At 62.3% G+C, this 21,330-nt stretch carries 21 protein-coding genes and 1 other RNA gene; 8 read left to right on the forward strand and 14 right to left on the reverse strand.

From position 1 onward, the window contains the following. Positions 1-10 precede the first annotated feature (10 nt). Positions 11-2,017: a bifunctional diguanylate cyclase/phosphodiesterase gene (locus F3089_RS06170; RefSeq protein ID WP_151439941.1), complete on the forward strand. Its 2,007-nt coding sequence runs from the start codon at positions 11-13 to the stop codon at positions 2,015-2,017. Here F3089_RS06170 and ppa read toward each other — a convergent pair. After that, a complete protein-coding gene (ppa, locus tag F3089_RS06175; RefSeq protein ID WP_095615730.1) occupies positions 2,001-2,525 on the reverse strand; it encodes an inorganic diphosphatase in 525 nt (174 codons plus the stop codon). The genes F3089_RS06170 and ppa overlap by 17 nt on opposite strands. A 171-nt stretch (positions 2,526-2,696) precedes the next feature. Here ppa and F3089_RS06180 point away from each other — a divergent pair, with 171 nt between their 5' ends. Further along, positions 2,697-3,845, forward strand: a complete 1,149-nt coding sequence (locus tag F3089_RS06180) for an acyl-CoA dehydrogenase family protein (RefSeq protein ID WP_151439942.1) — start codon at positions 2,697-2,699, stop codon at positions 3,843-3,845. Here F3089_RS06180 and rpiA read toward each other — a convergent pair whose 3' ends face one another. The 7 genes from rpiA to nosR all read right to left on the reverse strand — a co-directional run bounded on the left by rpiA (position 3,846) and on the right by nosR (position 12,296). Beyond that, positions 3,846-4,517, reverse strand: a complete 672-nt coding sequence (gene rpiA / locus F3089_RS06185; RefSeq protein ID WP_151439943.1) for a ribose-5-phosphate isomerase RpiA — start codon at positions 4,515-4,517, stop codon at positions 3,846-3,848. Positions 4,518-4,577: 60 nt separating this feature from the next. Next, positions 4,578-5,075, reverse strand: a complete 498-nt coding sequence (locus F3089_RS06190) for a nitrous oxide reductase accessory protein NosL (protein ID WP_151439944.1) — start codon at positions 5,073-5,075, stop codon at positions 4,578-4,580. A 15-nt stretch (positions 5,076-5,090) separates the two neighbouring features. Continuing rightward, on the reverse strand, positions 5,091-5,921 hold the full coding sequence (locus tag F3089_RS06195; protein WP_151439945.1) for an ABC transporter permease: 831 nt from the start codon (positions 5,919-5,921) through the stop codon (positions 5,091-5,093). Further along, positions 5,914-6,846, reverse strand: a complete 933-nt coding sequence (locus F3089_RS06200; protein ID WP_151439946.1) for an ABC transporter ATP-binding protein — start codon at positions 6,844-6,846, stop codon at positions 5,914-5,916. The genes F3089_RS06195 and F3089_RS06200 overlap by 8 nt, the downstream gene beginning before the upstream one ends. Then, complete coding sequence (locus F3089_RS06205; RefSeq protein WP_225741693.1) at positions 6,843-8,132, reverse strand: nitrous oxide reductase family maturation protein NosD; 1,290 nt, start codon at positions 8,130-8,132, stop codon at positions 6,843-6,845. The genes F3089_RS06200 and F3089_RS06205 overlap by 4 nt, the downstream gene beginning before the upstream one ends. Positions 8,133-8,194: 62 nt before the next feature. Then, positions 8,195-10,108, reverse strand: a complete 1,914-nt coding sequence (nosZ, locus tag F3089_RS06210; RefSeq protein WP_151439947.1) for a TAT-dependent nitrous-oxide reductase — start codon at positions 10,106-10,108, stop codon at positions 8,195-8,197. 37 nt (positions 10,109-10,145) lie between these two features. After that, the gene (gene nosR, locus F3089_RS06215; protein WP_225741694.1) at positions 10,146-12,296 is read right to left on the reverse strand and encodes a transcriptional regulator NosR; all 2,151 of its coding nucleotides are present in this window, start codon (positions 12,294-12,296) and stop codon (positions 10,146-10,148) included. 151 nt (positions 12,297-12,447) lie between these two features. On the opposite strand from nosR, the gene F3089_RS06220 reads away from it, so the two are divergent. After that, positions 12,448-12,783 carry a hypothetical protein gene (locus F3089_RS06220; RefSeq protein WP_151439948.1) on the forward strand — a complete coding sequence of 112 codons (336 nt, stop codon included), beginning with the start codon at positions 12,448-12,450 and terminating at the stop codon, positions 12,781-12,783. On the opposite strand, the gene F3089_RS06225 is transcribed toward F3089_RS06220, so the two are convergent. Then, positions 12,780-13,475, reverse strand: a complete 696-nt coding sequence (locus F3089_RS06225) for an alpha/beta hydrolase (RefSeq protein WP_151439949.1) — start codon at positions 13,473-13,475, stop codon at positions 12,780-12,782. The two genes, F3089_RS06220 and F3089_RS06225, sit on opposite strands and share 4 nt — an antisense overlap. A gap of 124 nt (positions 13,476-13,599) precedes the next feature. Continuing rightward, entirely contained in the window at positions 13,600-15,573 is a 1,974-nt protein-coding gene (locus F3089_RS06230; protein ID WP_151439950.1) for a TonB-dependent copper receptor, read from the reverse strand. A gap of 229 nt (positions 15,574-15,802) precedes the next feature. Between F3089_RS06230 and F3089_RS06235 the strand changes: the two genes are divergently transcribed. From F3089_RS06235 to F3089_RS15835, 5 genes are all read left to right on the forward strand, one after another. Further along, positions 15,803-16,483: a sulfite exporter TauE/SafE family protein gene (locus tag F3089_RS06235; protein WP_151439951.1), complete on the forward strand. Its 681-nt coding sequence runs from the start codon at positions 15,803-15,805 to the stop codon at positions 16,481-16,483. Positions 16,484-16,537: 54 nt separating this feature from the next. Beyond that, on the forward strand, positions 16,538-17,512 hold the full coding sequence (locus F3089_RS06240; protein ID WP_151439952.1) for a sigma-54 interaction domain-containing protein: 975 nt from the start codon (positions 16,538-16,540) through the stop codon (positions 17,510-17,512). A gap of 86 nt (positions 17,513-17,598) precedes the next feature. Further along, a complete protein-coding gene (locus F3089_RS06245; protein ID WP_151439953.1) occupies positions 17,599-17,925 on the forward strand; it encodes a c-type cytochrome in 327 nt (108 codons plus the stop codon). An 82-nt stretch (positions 17,926-18,007) separates the two neighbouring features. Next, positions 18,008-19,525 carry a threonine ammonia-lyase, biosynthetic gene (gene ilvA / locus F3089_RS06250; RefSeq protein WP_151439954.1) on the forward strand — a complete coding sequence of 506 codons (1,518 nt, stop codon included), beginning with the start codon at positions 18,008-18,010 and terminating at the stop codon, positions 19,523-19,525. 173 nt (positions 19,526-19,698) lie between these two features. Then, positions 19,699-19,869, forward strand: a complete 171-nt coding sequence (locus F3089_RS15835; RefSeq protein WP_192497284.1) for a hypothetical protein — start codon at positions 19,699-19,701, stop codon at positions 19,867-19,869. 1 nt (position 19,870) lies between these two features. On the opposite strand, the gene F3089_RS06255 is transcribed toward F3089_RS15835, so the two are convergent. The 4 genes from F3089_RS06255 to F3089_RS06270 all read right to left on the reverse strand — a co-directional run bounded on the left by F3089_RS06255 (position 19,871) and on the right by F3089_RS06270 (position 21,270). Next, positions 19,871-20,482: a 5-formyltetrahydrofolate cyclo-ligase gene (locus F3089_RS06255; protein ID WP_151439955.1), complete on the reverse strand. Its 612-nt coding sequence runs from the start codon at positions 20,480-20,482 to the stop codon at positions 19,871-19,873. Between the two features lie 25 nt (positions 20,483-20,507). Then, positions 20,508-20,695: non-coding RNA, 6S RNA (gene ssrS, locus F3089_RS06260), on the reverse strand. A gap of 54 nt (positions 20,696-20,749) precedes the next feature. Then, on the reverse strand, positions 20,750-21,064 hold the full coding sequence (locus F3089_RS06265; RefSeq protein ID WP_095615715.1) for a cell division protein ZapA: 315 nt from the start codon (positions 21,062-21,064) through the stop codon (positions 20,750-20,752). Next, the gene (locus F3089_RS06270) at positions 21,064-21,270 is read right to left on the reverse strand and encodes a TIGR02449 family protein (protein ID WP_077529508.1); all 207 of its coding nucleotides are present in this window, start codon (positions 21,268-21,270) and stop codon (positions 21,064-21,066) included. The genes F3089_RS06265 and F3089_RS06270 overlap by 1 nt, the downstream gene beginning before the upstream one ends. Between the last annotated feature and the right edge of the window lie 60 nt (positions 21,271-21,330).

Here is a 21,330-nt window from a genome sequence, read left to right on the forward strand (position 1 = left end):
TCGAGGGAGCATGATGCGTCGAGCGGATGACACCGGGTACAGCCTGCGCGTGCTTCTTGTGATCTTCATCGGGGGACTGCTGACGCTGGTGCTGATGGCGGGGACGTGGTTCAGCGCCAGTCGCTTCGGTGCCTATCTGGAGAATGAACTTCACATCCAGACCCAGGACGCGGCGACGGCGCTGGGCGTGGCGGTGTCGGCCCTGGAGCGCGAGGGCCAGGTGCGGCGGCTGGTGGATGCGGTGTTCGACAGCGGCGCCTACACGCGGATCGAGCTGGTGCGGGCGGACGGCAGTCTGCGCCACAGCCGCGAAGTGGAGACAGGGCCACCGCCGGTTCCGGGGTGGTTCCAGTGGTGGGCCGACCTGCCGTCGCCCCGGGGGGAAGCGACTGTGATGGACGGCTGGGAGCCGGCGGGCAGTGTGCGTGTGCATGCCGACCCCGTGCCTGCGCTGGTGCGCCTTTGGCAGAGCTTTCTCGTGGGTCTTGCCTGGAGCGGTGCGCTCCTGGTGGTGAGTCTGTGGCTGGCCTGGCGCGGGGCCGGGCGGCTGCTGGCGCCATTGCGCCAGATGGAGATCCAGGCGCAGGCGCTTGAGGCGAATGACTTCGCGGCCCGCACCGATCCTCCCCGCGCTCGGGAGCTGAGCCGTGTTGCCCGGGCGTTGAACCGTATGGCCCAGAGCCTGGGGGAGACGTTCGAGCGCCAGATTGGTCTGATCAACGAACTGGAGCATCGTAACCGCCGGGACCCGGTAACCGGACTGCGTATCCGCGAGGCCTTCGATCAGGCGCTGGCAGCGGAGCTCCATTCCCGCGAATCCGCTGCCGGCGGCGTGGTGGCCGTTTTCCGTCCGCGCGGGTTCCAGTTGTTCAATGAGGGCCGTGGTCGGGCCCGGGGTAACGCGGTCCTTACGGAATGCGGTGCCGCGTTGCTGGACTTTGAGTCCCATCATGAGGGTGTGGTGACCGCCCGGGGTCAGGGCGCCGATCTTCTGGTCTGCATCACCGGCGTCGAGCCGGTGGAGGCGGATGCCTGGCTGCAGGAGCTGGTGGAACAGCTTTCAACGCGCTACAGCACCTTCAGTGTCCCCGAGCAGGGCATCTTCCAGGCCGGCGTTACCCGGGTCGAACCAGGGCTGGGTGTGGGCGCACTGCTGGCCCGTGCTGACCAGGGCCTGGCGACGGCGGCGGCCAGCAGTGACCCCCTGCTCTGCTGGGGGCATGCCCTGGCTGCCGCGATCAACGGAGCGGGCGGCTGGCTGGAGGCTATTGACGCAGCACTGGCCTCGGAGGAAGTAGCTCTGGCGTCGCAGGCGCTGCATGACATGGACGGCAGTGTCCTGATGACCCAGGTACTGGGTCGGCTGAAGCTGGCGGAGCGCTGGAAGGTGGCGGCGCATTTCCTGCCCCATCTGGAGCGCTCGGGCCGGACGCCGGCGTTTGATCGCCTGGTCATTGAGCGGGTGCTCTCCGGTGATGGGCCGGGGCTGGACGGCAGCGTGGCCGTATCGCTTGGGTTGGCGTCGCTGGTCGATGACACCTTCATGCACTGGCTGGCCATGCGGCTTGAAGCGGCCGGGGACCAGACCCGCAATCTCTGGCTGGTGGTGCCCGAGCGTGCCCTGCGTGTTCAACCGACCGCTGTGTCACTGCTGGCCGAGACAGCCTCCCGGGCCGGGGCGGGGCTTATGGTGGACCATTTCGGCTCCGGTGGCGTGAGTTTCGGGTATCTGGGGCGCTACGCCATACAGGCTGTACGTATCAGCCGGGAATACATCCGGGATCTGCATCAGCGCCGGGCGGCACGCTTCTTCCTGTCCAGCATCGCGCCGGTTCTGCGTGCTCAGGGGATACGTGTCTTCGTCAGTGGCGTGGAGGTTGAGGACGAGTGGGCCGTGGTGCGTGAGCTGCCGGTGGATGGCGTGATGGGCTTCTATTTTTCCCGGCCGGAGGAGCCGGAAGAGGGAGATTTACCGGGCGGAGAACCGCCCGGTAACGGCGTCAGCCGGCGGCCTTGACCGCTTCCTCAACCGCCTTGCGGGCGGCTTCGGCGTTGTCCCAGTTACGTACCTTGACCCACTTGCCGGCTTCAAGATCCTTGTAGTTCTCGAAGAAGTGCTTGATCTGTTCCTTCAGCAGCTCCGGCACGTCTTCAACGTCCTGGACATCCTTGTAGGCCGTGGTCAGCTTGTCGTGGGGCACGCAGACCAGCTTGGCGTCCTCGCCTTCCTCGTCTTCCATGTTCAGAACACCCACCGGGCGGCTGCGGATGATGGAGCCGGGCATGACCGGATAGGGCGTGATGACCAGAGCGTCCAGCGGGTCGTCATCATCGGCCAGTGTGTTGGGGATGAAGCCGTAGTTGGCCGGGTAGAACATGGGGGTGGCCATGAAGCGATCCACGAGGACAGCGTCCATGTCCTTGTCGATTTCATACTTGATCGGCTGGGCGTTGGCCGGGATCTCGATGGCAACGAAGATGTCTTCCGGCGGGTTCTTGCCGGGCGGGATCTTGTCAAAGTTCATGACGGTGTCCTTTCTCTGTGGATGAATGAAGGCTGCATGAAACAGGCAGGAATTATACGCGCGGATCGGCCTGGATAAAAATCAGCACATGACCAAGCGCTTGCTTGGTGTGAATGCTTGCGGCACACTCAGACTGTCCACTCTGGCCCTGACCGCTGAAGGAAGGCATTCATGAAAACCTCAACACACTGCTTCAATGAAACCCATGAACAGGCCCGCCAGACGGCGCAGCGCTTTGTGGAGCGTGAAGTGCTGCCGCATATTGATGAATGGGAAGAGGCGGGTGAATTCCCGCGTGAGCTTTATCGCAAGGCCGCTGATGCCGGCCTGCTGGGTGTTGGTTACCCAGAGGCGCTGGGTGGCACCGGGGAAGGGGATCTGTTTCTCAAGGTCGCGGTGAGTGAGGCGCTGATGCGCAGCACCTCCGGAGGCCTGGTGGCGGGCCTGGGTTCCCATGACATTGCCCTGCCACCCATTGTGAAGTGGGGGCCTAAGGCCATGCGCGAACGGGTAGTGCCCGAAGTGCTGCGGGGTGACGCGGTGGCAGCGCTGGCGATCACCGAGCCCGGTGGCGGGTCCGATGTGGCGAATCTCCGGACCCGCGCGGAAAAGGAAGGCGATCATTACCGGGTCAACGGCAGCAAGACCTTTATTACCAGCGGGCAGAGGGCCGATTACTACACCGTGGCCGTGCGTACGGGCGAAGCCGGCCATAATGGCATCAGCATGCTGCTGGTGGAGCGTGATACGCCCGGGTTCTCGCGCGGGCGCATGCTTAAGAAGACCGGCTGGTGGGCCAGCGATACCGCTGAGTTGTTCTTCGAGGACGTTAAGGTGCCCGCGGAAAACCTGATCGGTCAGGAGAACGGCGGGTTCATGGTGATCATGACCAATTTCCTCCAGGAGCGGCTGATGCTGTGCATCATGGGGGCGATGACCGCGCGCCTGGCGCTGGAGAAGGCCATGGACTACAGCCGGGAGCGTGAGGCGTTTGGGCGCACCATCAGCGGCTTCCAGGTGACCCGCCACAAGCTTGTTGATATGGCGACCCGGGTGGAGCTGGCTACCCAGTACACCTACCACTGCGCGGCGCTCATGGACGCCGGCAAGGCGCCGGTGAAGGAAGTGGCCATGGCCAAGAATTTCACCGCGGAGGTGGCAGAGGAAGTCACCCGGGAAGCGGTTCAGCTTCACGGCGGCATGGGCTACATGCGCGAAGCCGGCGTGGAGCGTCTGGCCCGGGATGCCCGTATCCTGGCCATCGGAGGCGGTACCACAGAGATCATGAAGGAGCTGATCGCCAGGCAGCTTGGGCTGTGATCAGCGCCCCTTCTCAGTGACACCGGAGCTTGTGGCCACGAACAACCGGTCCGCCGGGCGCTTCGCGAACAGGCCGTTGGTGACCACGCCGGTGATCTGGTTGATGGCTTCCTCGGCCTTGATGGGGCGGCTCAGGTCCAGGTGATGCACATCCAGGATGATGTTGCCGTTGTCAGTGGTGAAACCCGCGCGGTATTCCGGGTCGCCGCCCAGTCTGACCAGTTCGCGCCCCACGTAGCTGCGGGCCATGGGGATGACCTCCACCGGCAGGGGGAAGTCGCCCAGCATGTCCACCTGTTTGGTCTCGTCGATGATGCAGAGGAAGGTCTCGGAAGCGGCCGCCAGGATCTTTTCCCGGGTCAGCGCCCCGCCGCCGCCCTTGATGAGCTCCAGGCGATGGTTGGCTTCATCCGCCCCATCGATGTAGAAGCGGGGTGGTTCCACTGCATTCAGATCATAGACGGGAATCCCGTGCTGCCTGAGGCGCTCGGCCGTGGCTTCGGAGCTGGCGACGGCGCCGTCGAACTGGTCCTTTTCCGCGGCCAGGGCGTCGATGAAGAAGTTGACGGTACTGCCGGTGCCGATCCCCAGAATGCTGCGTGGGGTCAGTTCCGGAAGCACGTGCTTGAGCGCGGCCCGGGCCGCTTCCTGTTTGTGGCTGTCCTGGCTCATAGCGGGCTGTCTCTCCGATGTTCGGTCTTGGAAGCCCAGTATACGGATTACGGTGGGCGGTTAGGAACTGGCTTTCAGTGCGTCCCAGTCAAGCTCCCGGAATCCAAGTACGTGTCCGCCATGCGCTTCAACAAAATGTTCCGCATCCTTCTTCCGTGAAAAAGGAGCTGGGGAATGGCCCATGGCGCCTTCCCGGTCATGGCCGACGACATAGACCGCCTTCGCTGCCTCAATCCAGGCATCGTCCGAGGGCGACTGCCACCGGGTATGGCTGAGGTCATGGACGTAAAGCGCACTGATCCGGGGCTTGGAGTCCGGTTGCCAGGCCCAGGAAAGCAGGTCATTGGTGGAGCAGAAGCCAAGGGTATTGCCATCGTCAACGCACGCCTGGCCCTTGGGGCCCGGGAAGCTGCTGATGGTCATACCACAGAGCGCACAGCTTCGGGCGTCGGACAGGACAATGGGCTGGCAGTCTGTGGTAGCGCTCTGGCCACAGCCTGCCAGCGACAGGATGGGCAGGGCGCCGAGGAATGCGATGATGTCGCGTCGGGTGGTCATGCTGGCTCCTTGGTCTCAGGTGCGCCGGCGCCGGAAAACGGCTACGGCAAGGGCAAGCGGGGCAATGACCCAGAGCCCGAGAAGGGCGATCAGGCCCGCAACCGAGTGGTTCTCACTGGTGGCAATGGCGAGCATGCCACTGGCTTCCGCAACCTGCTCAAAACCGGTCAGGTTGATGAGTCGGAAGATATCCGTGGGGTTGACCATCAGCAGCACCTGGAAGAGGCTTTCGTTCACCTGTCCTTCGGTACCTACCAGAATCCCCAGAAGCGTCAGGTCATAGACGAGCACGAACAGGAACCACACCACCAGGGCCATTCCCGCCGCACGCGCCTTTTCCCGGGCAGCGGCGCTGATCAGGTAGGACAGTGCCAGAAAACTCCACCCCAGCAGGATGGCGCTGCCGATGAAAAGGCTGAAGGGGCCGGCGAGGGCGCCCAGGGTAGCTTCGGGATCGAAGACCACAATCACCAGCCCGGCAATGCCGAAACCCAGGAGCGTGGACAGCCCCATGATGGCCGCGTGCCCCATGAACTTGCCGGCGAGCAGTCCGGTCCGGCTCAGGGGGTAGGTCATCAGCAACAGCAGGGTGCCGTTCTCGTCTTCGCCCACGATGCTGTCGTAGGCCAGCATCAGGGCGATCAGGGGGATCAGGAAAACCGCCAGGCTGGCAAGGCTGGCAATGGTGGTCGAGACACGGGTGAAGCCAACCTCGCCGGAAACGGCTGCCCCGAACCAGGCCAAGGCAATGGCTAGAAGTGCGAACACCAGGGTTATGGCAAGGACCCAGCGGTTACGCAGTCCGTCCCGGAATTCCTTGCCGGCAACGACCAGGGATTCATGCATACCGGGTTTCCCCCTCGTTGAGCTCGGTGTCGAAATGGGCGTACAGGCTTTCCAGTGTCGGTGGTTCCACTGTCACATCCTCAAGCCCGGGTAGGCTGAGCAGCTCATTGAGCACCCTGAGTTTGTCCCCGGTTGGAACCGTCAGGACCAGGCTGTTGTCGGCGTCGGGGGTGGCTTCCTGAATGGCCGGGTGCAGTCCGGTTTCCGGGAAGCGGGCATCCGCCTGGCGTCGTACACGGATGGTCAGCGGCAGCTCCGCCTGGCCGCGCAGGGCCTCGATGGTGCCTTCCGCCAGCAGGCTGCCACGTCCCAGAATGGCAACCCGGTCCACGTGCTGCTCGATGCCGGGCAGCACGTGGGAGCTGATGATGATGCCGGTTCCCCTGGCGCGCAGTTCGTCCATGGTGCGGTAGACATCCCGCGTTGCCATGGGGTCCAGCCCCACCGTGGGTTCGTCCAGCAGCAGCAGCCGGGGTTCGCCAAGCAGTGCCTGGGCCAGCCCCAGCCTCTGGCGCATGCCCTTGGAATAGGTGCGGACCCGGCGGTTGGCGGCGTGATCCAGGCCCACCTGGCCCAGCAGCCGATTGACTTCCTTCGGAGACACCCGCTTGAGGCGGGCAAAGTAGGCCAGAACCTCACGGCCGCTGAGGTTGTCGTAGAAGCTGACGTTTTCAGGAAGATAGCCGAGCTGAAGTCGCAACCGGCCCGATCCCGGCCCCCTGGGATCCTCCCCGAAGACCCGGACCCGCCCGGAGGTGGGGCTGAGGATGCCCAGGATCAGCTTCATGGCCGTGGATTTGCCGGCGCCGTTGTGCCCGAGCAGGCCGAGCACCTCACCCTCACCGAGGGAGAGATCCAGGCTGGTCAGTGCGTGTACGCCGCCGAAGTGGCAGCTGAGTGTTTCAAGGTCCACGGCGTTGGTCATGACTGTTGATCCTGCGTTTCCGGGGGCCGCATCAGCGGATGGCTGTCTTTCACCCCTTGGGGTTTGAGGATTGGAAAGGCGGACTGGACCCAGCGCATGAGTTCCACCGCCGGGCTGTTCATCAGTACGCGTGCCATGGGGTAGGTCCAGAGGATGCGGTCGACGGCGTCGTTGGGCTCATAGGGGACATCACCGATGCCGTCGTCATCAATGTCCCACCCCATGTAATCACTCCAGTAGTTGCCGCGCCCATCCTTGGACCATTCCTGGGCGCGGTTGGAGACGTATTTGACCTGGGTGCGGTTACTGATCAACGAATTGCCGTGGATCTCATTGTTTTCGGACCCGGCGGTCATGTGGATGCCGATGGCCGTGCGGGCGAAGGTGTTGCCATGGATCCGGTTCTTCTGGGAGTTGTAGATGAACAGGGCCTTGCCCTCGCCACCCTCGATGCTTTCCGTCCCGTCCGGGACTGTTGAGGATTTGATGTCGACGGCGCTGTTGCCCCTGAGTGTGGACTGGGTGATGTAGTTCATCAGAAAACCATAGCCCTTGTCGTTTTCAGACCGGTTGTTGATGATCTCAAGGTTGGTTGACTGCATCAGAGCGTAGCCGGTGCGGTTCCCCCAGCTCCGGTTGCCGCGCACTGTGTTGTTGTTGGAGTACATGTAATGGATGCCGTAGCGCTGGTCGCACAGGCGGTTACCGACCAGCGTATTATCGTCACTGACGTTGATGTAGATGCCATCCCGTGCTTCGCAGGCCGTGTTGTCGCGGATCATGGCGCCGTTGACATTGTGCAGGTGGATGCCGTTGCCCCGGTCCTGGGATCGGATATCGGAATTGCCGGTGATCCGGTTGCGTTCAATCAGTACGTTGGGGGCGGAATCAACCCAGATCCCGAATCCGTTGGCCTGGATACGGTTTGCGTGGATATGCGTATCCCGTGCCGTTTCCGCCACGAAGATTGCGGAGTCATGGTCTGTCAGGTTGTCACCGCTGTTGCGCAGGAGAAGGCCCTCCACGAGGACTTCCGGCGCTGCGATGGTCAGGATGGTATCTTCGCCGCCACCATCGATGATGGTGCCGGGGCTCCCCTGAAGCGTCAGGGAAGTATCAATTCGGTAGTGGCCGGTGAACAGGCCGGGTTCAAGTTCCAGTGTGTCGCCGCTGTCGGCGCTTTCGAGTGCCTGTGTCAGATTTCCTGGCTGGATGCCGGCCATTGCCCAGGCGGGAAAGAGGATCGCGCCCAGTAACAGGCCGAGAAACCGTTGTCTTCGGCTCAAGGTAATCACCGTTGGTGGAAAGCGGACCGGGCACGGGGTGCCCGGTCCTGGTGCTGTGCGGATCAGGAATCCGCGGGTTCGACCATCATGCGGCCTGACATTTCCATGTGCAGGGCGTGGCAGAACCAGTTGCAGTAGTACCAGTGCACGCCCGGCGAACCAGCCGTGAACGTCACGGATGACGTCTGCTGGGGGCTGACTTCCATACTGACACCATGGCCGATGACACAGAAGCCGTGACTGACGTCTTCAACCGTGTCCTGGTTGGTTACAACGACAGTGACCTCGTCACCGGACTTCACGCTGAACTCGGTGAGGCCGAATCTCGGCGCCACTGATGTCATGTAGACCCGAACCTTGTTGCCATCGCGGATGACCTTATTGTCGGTCTCCAGATTGATGCCGTCTTCCTCAGCCATTTTCACGGTTTCGGCGAAGAAGGGGTCGTCGCGCTTCCAGATCTTTGTGGTATTGATCATGTCGCGCGAGACGATAACGGTGTCGTGAGGTTCCGCGAAGGTGGGCGTGTCGTGGACCAGCTTCATCTCCTCGCCGGAAATATCGATCATCTGGTCGTTTTCCGGGTGCAGCGGGCCCACCGGAAGGAAGCGGTCCTTCGAGAACTTGTTCAGCGAGAACAGCCACTTGCCATCCGCATCCTTGGATTCCGCCAGGGTCGCGTGGTTGTGGCCCGGCTGGTAGTGCACATCCAGCTTCTGGATGATGTAGTTCACATCCTCGCCGTTGTAGTTGCGGACCGCCTTCTCCATATCCCACTTCACAATCTGGCTGTCGATGAACAGCGTGGTGTAGGCATTGCCGCGCCCGTCGTAAGTGGTATGCAGAGGCCCCAGACCCAGCTCGGGTTCAGCGGCGATGACATCGCGCTCGTTCTCAAGGTTGCCCGCGAACAGGTCATCCAGCTTCGCGATCTCGACCATGCTCACCGTGGGTGAAAGCTTGCCGGCGCAGATGAAGTACTTGCCGTCGGTCGAGGTATTACAGCCGTGGGGGTTCTTCGGGATCGGGACGTAGCGGGTGACATCAGAGCCTTTCCGGCCGTCGATGACAGGCACCTCGGAGTCGCCAATGGTGGTGTAGTCACCGTTCTTGACGGCCTGCTCGATGCGCTCGATGTTGAAAACCACCACCCAGTCGCGCTCGCTCTTCATGGTTCCGGAAAGCGTGGTCGCTTTTTCCGAGTTGTAGCAGGTCGCGGCTGCATACTTGCCGGTGTAGTCGGCATCCATGTTGTCGAGGTTGCCGTCGACCATGACCTGCCAGGCCACCTCCATCGACTCCCCGTCCACGGCCGTCCAGAGCGTCCAGTATTTGTCCGGGCTGTCCATATCCCGCCCATCATTGGGCTGTGGGATGGGGAATTCGCCGTTGGCGAACACATAGCCGGTCTTGGGCGCCTTCTGGAGCCGCAGACCGTGGACGGCCTGGATGTTGGGAATGGTCACCATGGCATCCGGCTTGAAGATGTCCAGCCGGACACGGGCGACCCGCGAGTTGGCCTTGTCGTTGATGTAGAGGTAGCGACCGTCGTGACTGCCGTCGGTGTAGCTGAGGTGCGGGTGGTGGGCATCGCCATTGGTGAACCTGTGGGTGTCCCCCATGATCCGCTTGGATTCGTTGGTCATCCCCCAGCCCGTGGCACTGCAGTGGTTGAAAATCGGGATGCGCATGATCTCGCGCATGGAGGGGACCCCGAAGACCCGGACTTCCCCGGAATGGCCGCCACTCCAGAAGCCGTAGTAGTCATCCAGTTGCCCGAGTGGCACATGGGTGCTCTGGTTCCCTTCGGCGGCCCTGGCTTCCCCGGAACCACCCATCATCAGGGCTGTTCCGGTTCCCCCGGTGACGCCCAGTGCGCCGACCGTGGCCGTGGCACCCAGAAACGAGCGTCTCCCGGGGTTCGCGACCTCTTCGTGCTGGTTGTTGTCGTTATGTTCGTTCTCGCGCCTAGTCATGACGTCGTCTCCCTTGCCTCTCTCGTTTTGGGGATACCTAGCTGCTTACTTCCACAGCGGGTATTTTTCTCGGGTTGTTTTTGCTGTCGTCTGCATCCGTGCGGGCCATCTTCTCGCGCTTCTTGCGCTTCTGGATCATGGGGGGGCACTTCTGGTCGTTCCAGTAGGTGACCTGGCAGTCCAGGCAGTAATGGCATTCGTTGGGATTGATCCGGCCATCCGGGTGGATGGCGCCGATCTCGCATTCGTTGGCGCAGATCTGGCAGGGGGATCCGCACTCCTTGTGCCGCTTGAGCCAGTCAAAGAGCCGGATGCGGGCCGGAATGGCGAGGCCGGCGCCCAGTGGGCAGACATAGCGGCAGTAGAACTTGTGGTTGAAGATGCCGATCACCAGCAACAGGGCGGCGTAGAGCACATAGCCCCACTCGCGCTGCCAGTGCAGGGTAACGGCGGTCTTGAAAGGCTCCACCTCTGAGTACTGTTCGGCGGCGCCGAGTGACTGCAGGGAAATACCGAACAGCACCAGAAGGATCAGGTACTTCAGGGCCCAGAGCCGCTCATGGACGGCGAACGGGACGTCGAACTGCGGTACCTTCAGCTTGCGTGCGGCCAGGTTGATGAGCTCCTGCATGGCGCCGAAGGGGCAGAGCCAGCCACAGAACACGCCCCGGCCCCAGAACAGCAGCGTGGCGGCCACGAAGCTCCACATGATGAACATCATCGGGTCCATCAGGAAGGTGGTCCAGCTGAAGTCCGTGAACACGGCGTTGGTGAAGGTGAAGATGTTCACCACCGAGAGCTGGGCGAGGGCGTACCAGCCAATGAACACCACGGTGTAGATCAGGAAGCCGATGCGCAGCGGGTGCAGCAGCCGTGGGCGCTTGGCGAGCCAGTCCTGGAACAGCAGGATGAACACCAGTACCCCCAGGCCTGCCCCTAGAACCGCGATCTGTACCTTGCGGTCCTGCCAGACGGAGACCCAGAGCGGCTGGTCGCTTTCCTCGCTGAGCGCCCTCCGGTCGGGGATGTTGAACCATGCTTCCACCGGTTTGTAGTCAAGCGTGAAGTTGACGAAGGTGGAGTCCAGAGCACCGTACTGGCGCCGGACCCGGAGCTGAAGCTCCCAGGGTGCCGCCGGATCGAAGCGGTTCTGCTGGCGGACAATGAAGATGTCCTTTTCGGAGATGCTTGGCATGTCGTCCAGGACGAAATCCGGTGCCCGCACCAGGTCGCTGTCGCGGAACTGGATGGAGCTGTCCCGCTGGTTGATCTGGATGCGGTCGAAAATACCGCCACGGACAAAGCCGGTGCCCTTGAATGAATAGCGGCCATCGGCCATGAGCATGATGGCGTGTTCACCCTCGTCCAGGCGCTCCATGAGCTGCTGGTAGTGCTCCTGGCCCAACAGGTTGCGACCCGTGGTGGGTGTGTTCAGGTAGCTCGCATAGAGGTTGATGAAGGTCTCGTCGCGGGCGCCGTCCGGGGCCGTGTTCACATCTTCCGCTTCAGTGCCCTCGAAGGCGTCATCCACTTCACCACGGGTGAGGTGGAGCCTGCTGATGGCTCCCTGTTCACGCAGCTCTTCCCAGCCGGCCTCTTCGTACATGTCCGGCTTGACCGTCGCCGGCTCCCGCAGATCCACGGCGTCCTCATCAACCAGCCCGTGAGTGACCGCGGCCTTTCGTGCCGCACGCATGATGGTATCGCCCATGACCACCACGGTGACGGTGGCACCGGATACCGCATCCACGTAATCGTAGCCCTCGCGCCTGCTGGAGGAGAGGCCGACACGCATGCGGTCATGGATGGATTTGCCGATGTACTGGTTGATGAACTGGTCCATCTTTTTTTCCGGGATCCCTGTCAGGACGATGGGCTCGCTATGCTCGAGCAGTTCAGCGCCCACAACCTCGCCATCGCTGTTGAGCCCGATGCGCATGTTGACCGGTTTGCCGGAGTAGGCAGGGATGGGGGCGTAATTGACCGTCTCAAAAACAAGACCGGCAAGCTCGCCCTCGCGGTAGACGCCCATGGCGGGCTGTTCTCCCGGCATGGCTTCGATGCGCTCGGCATCCGGGAAGTAGGTTCTGGCTGTTTCCGAGTCTGTTTCAGCTATGGCCTGAACGGACGGAAAGGCGGCCATGGCAAGCAGTATCAGGAGAGACCGAAAAAGGCGCCAGAACATCATGGGGCACAGGCTCCGGGAGCTGTCGTATGATCGTGGGCCTACAGTGACATCGAACAGCTGCGGGCTCATTGATATACGCCAAGAATTGATTCCTTTTGTGTGAACTAATATAGCTGAGCAGAGTCAGCTGACAAATTACGGAGTGAGTGCGATGAGTAGCGAATCAGGTGTGGCGCAGGTTCTTGACCAGCCCGGGATCGTTGGGGCGAGAAAGCTGGTTTCTGAATACAGCTTCCGGCTTGAGGGCATCCTGACCACGATCCGGGTCTGGCTCTATGAAGGGGTAAATGGGGATTGGGTGGAGGCGGACCAGAACTATTATCTGCAGGCGCCGGGTATGCAGGAACCGGCAGTTCCGGAAGCTGCCCGTTATGACAGCGCCGAGGAGGCGCTGCGTGATATCACCGCCTGCTTCCTGGAGGGCTACAATCAGGCCATCGAAGCCGGCCATGAGCCGGACAGTGATTGGTTGATGCCGGGCTATTAGTCGTTCTGCCCCGGGGTCACGCCCTGGGCTTCCAGGCGTGCCCGGAGCCACTGGTCGATGATGCTGATGGTTTCCATGCTGATCTCGTGGTCCAGGGGCAGGGTATGCCATTCCACGGGCAGGCCCAGGGCCAGCAGCCGATCGCGGTTGGCCTCGGCTTCCTCCACCGGGATCATCCCGTCATGCGTGCCGTGGATTATCAGGATGGGCGTGGCTGTATTGGCGGGGTGGATCCGTTCGCTCAGGTCTTCGGGGTGGAGCAGCTCGCCTGAAAGCATGATGATCCCGGCCAACTCGTGGGGATACTGGAGCCCGGTGTACAGGGCCAGTGCGCCGCCCTGGGAAAAACCCCCAATGACGGTTTTCCGGGAGGGCATGTGGTCCTCCCTCTCGGCCTCGAGGAGGCTGCTCAGTTGAGCGTGGCTTTCCGAGAGGCTTTCCGCGTCGGGTTCCTGGGAGTCCGCGGCCGCCATGTCGTACCAGGCCCGGCCCATGCGGTCGCCGAGCGCCGCCAGGCGACGCACGGGCGCGTTCGGGGCCAGATAGCGCAGCCCCAGTTCACGGGAGTCGCTCAGATTCTTGAAGAGGGGCGTCAGGTCCTCGGAGCTGGTGCCCTGCCCATGGAGCCACAGGGTGGTCGCCTGGACATGCCGCCGGGTATGGATTTCGAGCGTTTCGTCGGATCCCTGCATCAATGCTTCCCCGTGAACTGTGCGTGCGCACAGAGATTACCTGCGTCAGGAATGAATGTTAAGGGCAGGGGATGGAAAAAGCCGGCCCGGAGGCCGGCAACTCCCGAGAGAGGCACGGGAAAAGTCAGAATTCGGTCGTGAGGTTCGCCCAGAGGATACGCCCGGGTTCATTGATGGGTTCGCTGCTGGCGCCCAGATCCGCAGATCCTTCCTGGATGTGCTCTGCGTAGCGACGGTCAAAAACATTATCGATGCCCGCGCTCAGGCGGGTGCGCTCAAACAGCTGAATGCCGCCGTGTACGGAGAGGGTGGCGAAGCCTGGGGTTTCCCGGGTGTCCAGGCTGTAGATCGTGCCACTGCCCTCGTCCACGCGATCCTGGCGGGCGACACCACGCCACTGTATACCAGCGGAGTAGCCGGCATGGGCGTAGTCCAGGCCCAGGGTTCCCTCAAGCGGAGGCGTCTGTGCCAGTGGCTCGTTGTCAGTGTCATTGGTGCTGCGTGTCCAGGCCAGGCTGGAATTCAGGCTGAGCGCAGGGGTCAGTGTGATGGTGACGTCCGCCTCTAGGCCACGGGTGACAGCATCCACGTTGCGTGCACTGTCACCCTGGTCGGTGATCAGGATGTAGTCATCGTACCAGCCGTGGAAGAGGGCGACCGTACCCTGGACCCGCCGATGGTCAATGGTGACCCCGGCATCCACCTGGGTCAGTGCCTCATTGCCAATGCCGAAATCCCTTTCCCGTTCCCAGAAATCCGGGGCGCGCTCCGAACGGCCCAAGCCGGCATAGAGGTTGAGGGGCAGGTCCTCAAGCGCCACTTCGTAGCGGCCGAAACCACTCCACTGGGTGCGGTGGTCAGCTTCACCCTGATCCGCGTTGCCGAAACCGGCGGCTAATGCTTCGGCTTCGTGGTAGTCGCCGCGCAGGCCCAGGGTGATCCATGAGGTTTCGCTGATGGCTTGCTCCATGTCCGCGAAAAGGCCGAAATCAGCGAATTCGGCGGTGTCCGGTGTTGGTGCGTTACGAAAGCGCGCCCCTGCCAGCGGGCTTCCCATCGTCATGAGGGGTCCGCTGTCGGCGTGCTCATTGGTGGCGAAGTCCATTCCGGCATGGAGATCCATCCCGGCGAACAGTGCCATGTCCGCCGCAAGGCGTCCGCCCAGGGTAGTACGCTCCACAATGCGGGTCATGGCCATGTTGCCCGGGTCCCTGAGCCGGAAGTTGTCCATGACATGATGGACGTTGTTGTAGTAGGCAGTGGCTTCCACACGCGTCAGCCAGGGGGTCAGGTTCCTGCGGGAGCCTGAAAGACGGTAACCGGTCCGGTCAAAGTCGGTGCCATCCATGCTCCGGTCATCGTAGGCGGCTTCGGCGTTGCTGCGGTCGTAGCTGAACTCGACCTCTGTATCACTGCCCGGGGTCCAGCCGGCGATGGCGCTGGTGCTCCAGCGTTCGTGCTGGGAGTGGACGGTTTCGCCGCCACCGTCTTCATAGTCATCCTGCGAGGAGAGGGTGCCGATGAAGCGGGCGTAGCCGTTGGCATCGCCGGTGGTGATGTCCGTGGCCATATCATTGCGGGCATGGCTGCCTGCGGTGAAGCTTGCAAAGCCGCGGGTGGCCGCACGGGAGAAATCCGGGGTATCCCGCTCAAACCGCACGCTGCCTGCGGTGGCGGGGCCGTAGCGGACACTCTGGGGGCCTTTGGTGATCTCGATCCGGTCATAGGACTGGGGGAAGATGTAGGCGGTTGGCGGATCCATGCGGCTGGGGCAGCCTCCGGGGATGGCGCCGCCGCTGGCGGAGATGTTGAGCCTGGAGCCGCCAAGGCCTCGCAGAACCGGTTCGCCGCTGGTGCCGCCCTTGCGGCTGACATTGAACCCGGTCACCGATTCCAGGTAGGCGCCACCATCCTGCGCCGGCAGTGAGGCATGGGGTTTGCGGGGGTCGGAGGTCACCTCGTAGGGGGTGTCCATGGAAGACGTGGTAATGACCAGGGGCTCGAGGGCCATGGTCTGGGCCAGTGCCGGGGTGCTCCCAGCCAGCATGGTGGCGGCCAGAATGGGTGTGGTGCGCCGCCGGAGGGGCTTGTGTATCATCCGTTACTCCCTGAGGGTCAGTGGATCTTGTGGGTGGGGTTGCAGGATGTGGGCCAGCTTTGTGGCTGGCGGTGATAGCCTGTGGCCCGCGCCATGACGGGTTTTCAGGGAGCCAGGTGGAAAACCGGCGCAGCGCAGCGGCGGGTGCTGTGTGAAATCACCCGGTCATTGTGCGATTTGGCACATCTGTTGATATTCCTTAAGTCCACGAGCGCGGGAGCTGTGTAGGATGTGGTGGACAGATTGGCTGACAGCCTTCCTTCTTGGGGTGGTCAGCAGTACGCACTGTATCGGTATGTGCGGCGGCATCGTGGGCGCGCTGACCTACAGTCTGGCGCCCGGTATCCGGGCCAGGCGCTGGCTGTTTGTGGTTTTCAGCCTGCACTACCACTTGGGCCGGATCAGCAGCTACATGCTGGCCGGCGCCCTGGTGGCGGGGGGTGCCGGGGTGCTCCAGGGTGTGGCCGGCGGAGGTAGCGCTCTGGTCATGCGCACTGTTGGGGCGGTATTTCTGGTCGCCCTGGGGCTCCACATTGGCGGCTGGTTTTCCCGGTTTGCATGGATCGAGTCAATGGGGCGCCCGCTGTGGCGCTGGCTGGAGCCTCTGGGGCGCAGGTTACTGCCGGTGCGTTCGCTGCCTCAGGCGTTTGGCTTCGGGCTGGTCTGGGGCTGGCTGCCCTGTGGTCTGGTCTACTCGGCGCTGGTCTACAGCCTGAGCACCGGTTCCGCCTGGCAGGGCGCTGGGGTCATGCTTTTCTTCGGCCTGGGGACCGTGCCGACATTGTTGCTGGTGGGTATCATGGCCGATCGGATGCGGCGTGTTATGGCCAGTCCGCTGTTCCGTCAGGTGGCGGGCGCTGTGATCATTGCGCTGGCTTTGGTGCCGCTTGCTCTGGCGCCAGGGCAGTAATCGCAGCAGGCACGGGAGAGTAGATTTGAATGGGTGTAGACAGGAGCAGTGAGCATGTTCAGCAGTGATGCCTTTAAACTGCTCGGTGGTGACTCGCCGGCTCTGCAGGCCGTGTTGCGCTCGGCGGCGCTGGTTGCGGCCACGGATGCAACGGCGCTGGTGACCGGCGAGAGTGGCACCGGCAAGGAGCTGCTTGCACGGGGTATACACGAGGCGAGCAGGCGCCACACAGGGCCCTGGGTGCCGGTGAACTGTGCCGCGTTGCCATCAGAGCTGGTAGAGGCGGAGCTGTTCGGTTACTGGAAGGGAGCTTTCACCGGTGCGGACCGGAATGCACCGGGATTTGTCCATCAGGCTCAGAACGGCACCCTGTTTCTGGATGAGATAGCCGAGCTTACTCTCGCAGGGCAGGCCAAGCTTCTGCGTTTTCTGGAGGAGGGCGAATGCCAGCGCCTTGGCTCTGGCAGAGCTGAGACCCTCGATGTACGGGTTGTTGCGGCGACGCATCAGGACCTTTCCGCCCTGGTGGCGCAGGGACGGTTCCGCTCGGATCTGTTCTATCGGCTCAATGTGATTCCGCTGACACTGCCTCCTCTCAGAGAGCGCGATGGGGACATCGGGTTGCTGCTTGACCGTTTTCGGGGGGAGCTTGCACAGACGCATGGGGTCGATGCACCGGCCTTTGCGCAGAGTGCGCGTACACGACTCACCCGGTACGCCTGGCCAGGCAATGTGCGTGAGCTGAGGAACCTGGTTGAACGCTGCGTGGTTCTGATGCCAGGGCGTACGCTTGAATCCCGCGACCTTCCCGTTGAATGGTTTGCTGACAGCTGCGTGCCGGAGCCGCACCTGGGCGTGTATCTGCCGCCTGAGGGCGTTAGACTTGAGGATGTGGAGGCGGATCTTATCCGGCAGGCGCTCAGCCGTTCCGGCGGAAACCGGACCAGGGCCGCGGCGCTGGTCGGCGTAACCCGTGACACATTACTGTATCGGCTTAGAAAGCATGGTCTGATCCCCGGCTCTGATTGAGTAGGGTCAATGTGTTTGCCGAGTACGCCGTGTAAGGTGTAAAACGATGACAGCTGTTTTTGCACGATGACAATGAAGGAGTTCCCATGAAGACAATCATCAAACCGATCGCGTTCCTCGGCGCTGTTCTCGCCATGGGCGCGGCCAGTACCGGCGTGGCCCAGGAGCGTTCCGGCGAACAGATCTACAACAACTATTGCAGCACCTGCCATATGATCGGTGCGGCGGGCGCGCCCAAGCTGGACGCCGCCGACGAATGGCAGAGCCGTGTTGATGCCCGTGGCCGGGAAGGTCTCTATGAGAATTCCATCAACGGTTTCAAGGGTATGCCGCCCAAGGGGACCTGCGGTGACTGCTCCGAGGCCGAGATGAAGGTCGCGGTTGACTATATGCTCGACGAAGCCCTCAAATGAGGGCATTGCGGGTATCACGCGTGGACGTGGTGCCCGTATCCTTCTTACACTGTGAGGCTGTCTGACGAGAGAGAGCCTCACAATGCCCGACCGTTATATCCGCCAGATCCTGGACGCGCGCGTCTACGACGTTGCGATCGAATCGCCCGTAACCCATGCGCGCAACCTGACCCGCCGCTTTGGCAACAATATCTTCTTCAAGCGGGAGGATCTGCAGCCGGTCTTCTCCTTCAAGCTGCGTGGCGCCTACAACAAGATCAGCCAGCTCTCGGATGCCCAGAAGGCATGCGGTGTGATCGCTGCTTCCGCGGGCAACCATGCTCAGGGTGTGGCGCTGGCGGCCACCCAGCTGGGTATCCATGCAACCATCGTCATGCCGCGGACCACGCCGGAGATCAAGGTGAACTCCGTGCGCAATCATGGCGCTGAAGTGGTGCTGATCGGCGACGCCTTCGATGAGGCCGCTGCCTACGCCCAGGAACAGATCGAGAAGCATGGTTATACCTACATTCACCCCTATGACGACCCGGCTACCATCGCCGGCCAGGGCACGGTGGCCATGGAGCTGCTCTGGCAGTTCACCAAGCCGATCCACGCGGTCTTCATTCCGGTCGGTGGCGGGGGGCTGATCGCTGGCATGGCAGCCTACATCAAGTACCTGCGCCCGGAGACACGGGTGATCGGAGTGGAGCCCGAGGATTCCGCCTGCCTTTCCGAGGCCCTGAAGGCGGGTCGGCGCGTGACGCTGCCCCAGGTCGGGATCTTTGCCGATGGTGTGGCGGTGAAACAGATCGGCCGCCACACCTGGGATGTGTGCAAGGATCACGTGGACGAGGTGGTTACTGTCACGACCGACGAAATCTGTGCCGCGATCAAGGACGTGTTTGAGGACACCCGCTCCATACAGGAGCCGGCAGGGGCGCTCTCGGTGGCGGGACTCAAGAAATACGTCCAGCGCCAGGGGCTGGAGGATGAGAACCTGATCGGTGTTCTCAGTGGCGCCAATATGAACTTTGACCGGCTGCGCTATGTTTCGGAGCGTACTGAGGTGGGCGAGCAGCGGGAGGCCATCCTGGCGGTGACCATTCCGGAGGAGCCGGGCAGCTTCAGCAGGTTTATACAGGCCCTGCGCAAGCGCAATATCACCGAGTTCAACTACCGCTACTCCTCGGCGGACGAAGCCCATATCTTCGTGGGGGTACAGATCCAGTCGGGCGGTCTGGGTCGCAACGAGGTGGTGACCGAGCTCGGGGATCTGGGCTATCCGGTGCTGGACCTGACGGACAACGACCTGGCGAAGCAGCACATCCGGCACATGGTCGGCGGGCACGCGCCCTCGGTCACCAATGAAAAAGTCTTCCAGTTCACTTTCCCCGAGCGTCCGGGGGCACTGATCACCTTCCTGATGTCACTGGGCAGCCGCTGGAACATCTCGATGTTCCATTACCGCAATCACGGGGCCGCCTACAGCCGGATCCTGATGGGGGCGCAGGTTGAGGATGAGGAACTGGGTGACTTCCGGGCCATGCTGGATGAAATCGGGTTTGAATATGAGGAGATCGGCGATGATCCAGCCTATCGTCTGTTTCTCGGGCAGTAGATTGCACAATCTTACAAAGTCATAATAATGTGGAAACCTTTATGAATTGTAAAAAAGGGTTTTACTGCTAGACTCTGTGCCACTGTCCGAAGAAACAGGCCTAGATTCCTGTTTCGCGGGTATTGTTGATAATCCAATAAGAAAAAAGAACAGCTGGCAGGAGACAACCGACGATGAACCGCCGACCCGACGTTATCCGCGTTCTGGTAGTGGTGTTTGCTACTGGGCTCTTGGTCAGTGGCCTGACCTCGCTCGCCGTATCCGATGAACCCAGACTGACCTCCGGCGCCATCCAGGAGGCAACGCTGACCGATCAGGGTTCCACAGGGCGCGCCATCAACTGAGTTAAGCGCCCCGGTCGCCCACCGGGTAGTATCCCTGATCCGTCACAATGGCATCCATGGGGATATCCCAGCTGGCGGTCGGCATTGCATCGACCCGCTGGCCCTCGTGAGCCAGCCCGACCAGCTTCGGCCTGTGGCGGTTGGGCTGTCTCAGGAACGCAAAGGTCCGGTCATAGAAGCCGCCTCCCATCCCCAGCCTGTCCCCTTGCGCCGTAAAACCCACCAGTGGCATCAGAACCACATCCAGTGCCCATGCCGGTCTGGACGCAGCCCGGCTCAGACTGGGCTCGGGTATGCCAAAGCGATTGCGGCGCATGGGGGTATTACGGTCCAGGCGCAGGAACCAGAGGCGGTTGCCCAATATCGGGTGGAGCACCGGCAGGTAGCAGTGTTTGTTCATGCGTTCCACCGCTGTCTGCAGTGGGCGCGGGTCAATCTCGCCGTCACTGGGCCAGTAAAGGGCAATGCTGCGGGCATCCCGGAGTTCACGGCTGGCCAGCAGGTTGCGGCAGAGTCTGCGCGATGCGCGCTTCTGCTGCTGCGGGCTAAGCGCACGCCGTCGTGCGCGCAGTTCCCTGCGGAGCTGTTTTCGGGTTGCTTGATGGCGCGTCATGACATTCTTGGCAAGGCAGGTAATGAAACCCTCCGGGCTGCCGGACCGGATCGTGCCCTTGAACCCAGTAGTTCAAGGCGGGAGCCCCTTGATAGTGAATCAGGCTTTCCTCTGCGGTGGAGGACTTGCTCACATCACCAGGGAGCGGCTCCCTTTGGTCGTGCGCATCGGCTCGAGGACAACATCCAGTGAAGTCGTACAGCCCAGAGAGTTCGTGTGATTATAGGCTGACAGGCGGGGGGGAATGCAATGGCATTGTGCCGGTATTCAGGCGCCGGTGTCCGCCTGGGGCTGCTCCAGTGCCTCGCGCACCCGTTCGTCGAGTTCACGCAGTGTGCGCTCGGCGGATTCGGGCATGCTGCCACTGTTCTGCAGCAGTTCGTGGGTGATGTTGAGTGCGGCCATGACCGCGATCCGCTCGGTGCCGAAGACACGGCCACTGGCGCGGATCTCGCGCATCTTCTCATCCAGGTAGCGGGCGGAGCGTTCCAGCTCGCCACGGGCATCGCCGGGGCTGGCAACAAGGTATTCCTTGTCGAGGATGTTGACCGCGACTGTTTCCTTATCCGTGTGTTCCGCCATCAGTGATGCTCCAGTGAGCGCAGCCGTGAGATCATCGCCTCGATCCGGTGGCGTGCCATGTCATTCTTCTGCATGAGCTGGACGCGTTCCTGCTGCCAGTCCTCCTGGGCCTGGCGCAGCCGCGCGTTTTCGGCTTCCAGCTGGCGATTGCGCTCGATCAGCCGCTCGATGCGGGCGGCCAGTGCCTCGAGTTCCGCTTGGTCCATGGTACGCCTCTCCGGGGAATCGCCTCTGGAAAATCACTATAGTGGGCTCCCCGGGAGCGG

Source organism: Halospina sp. K52047b, assembly GCF_008709855.1.
Classification (GTDB): domain Bacteria; phylum Pseudomonadota; class Gammaproteobacteria; order Pseudomonadales; family Oleiphilaceae; genus Halospina; species Halospina utahensis_B.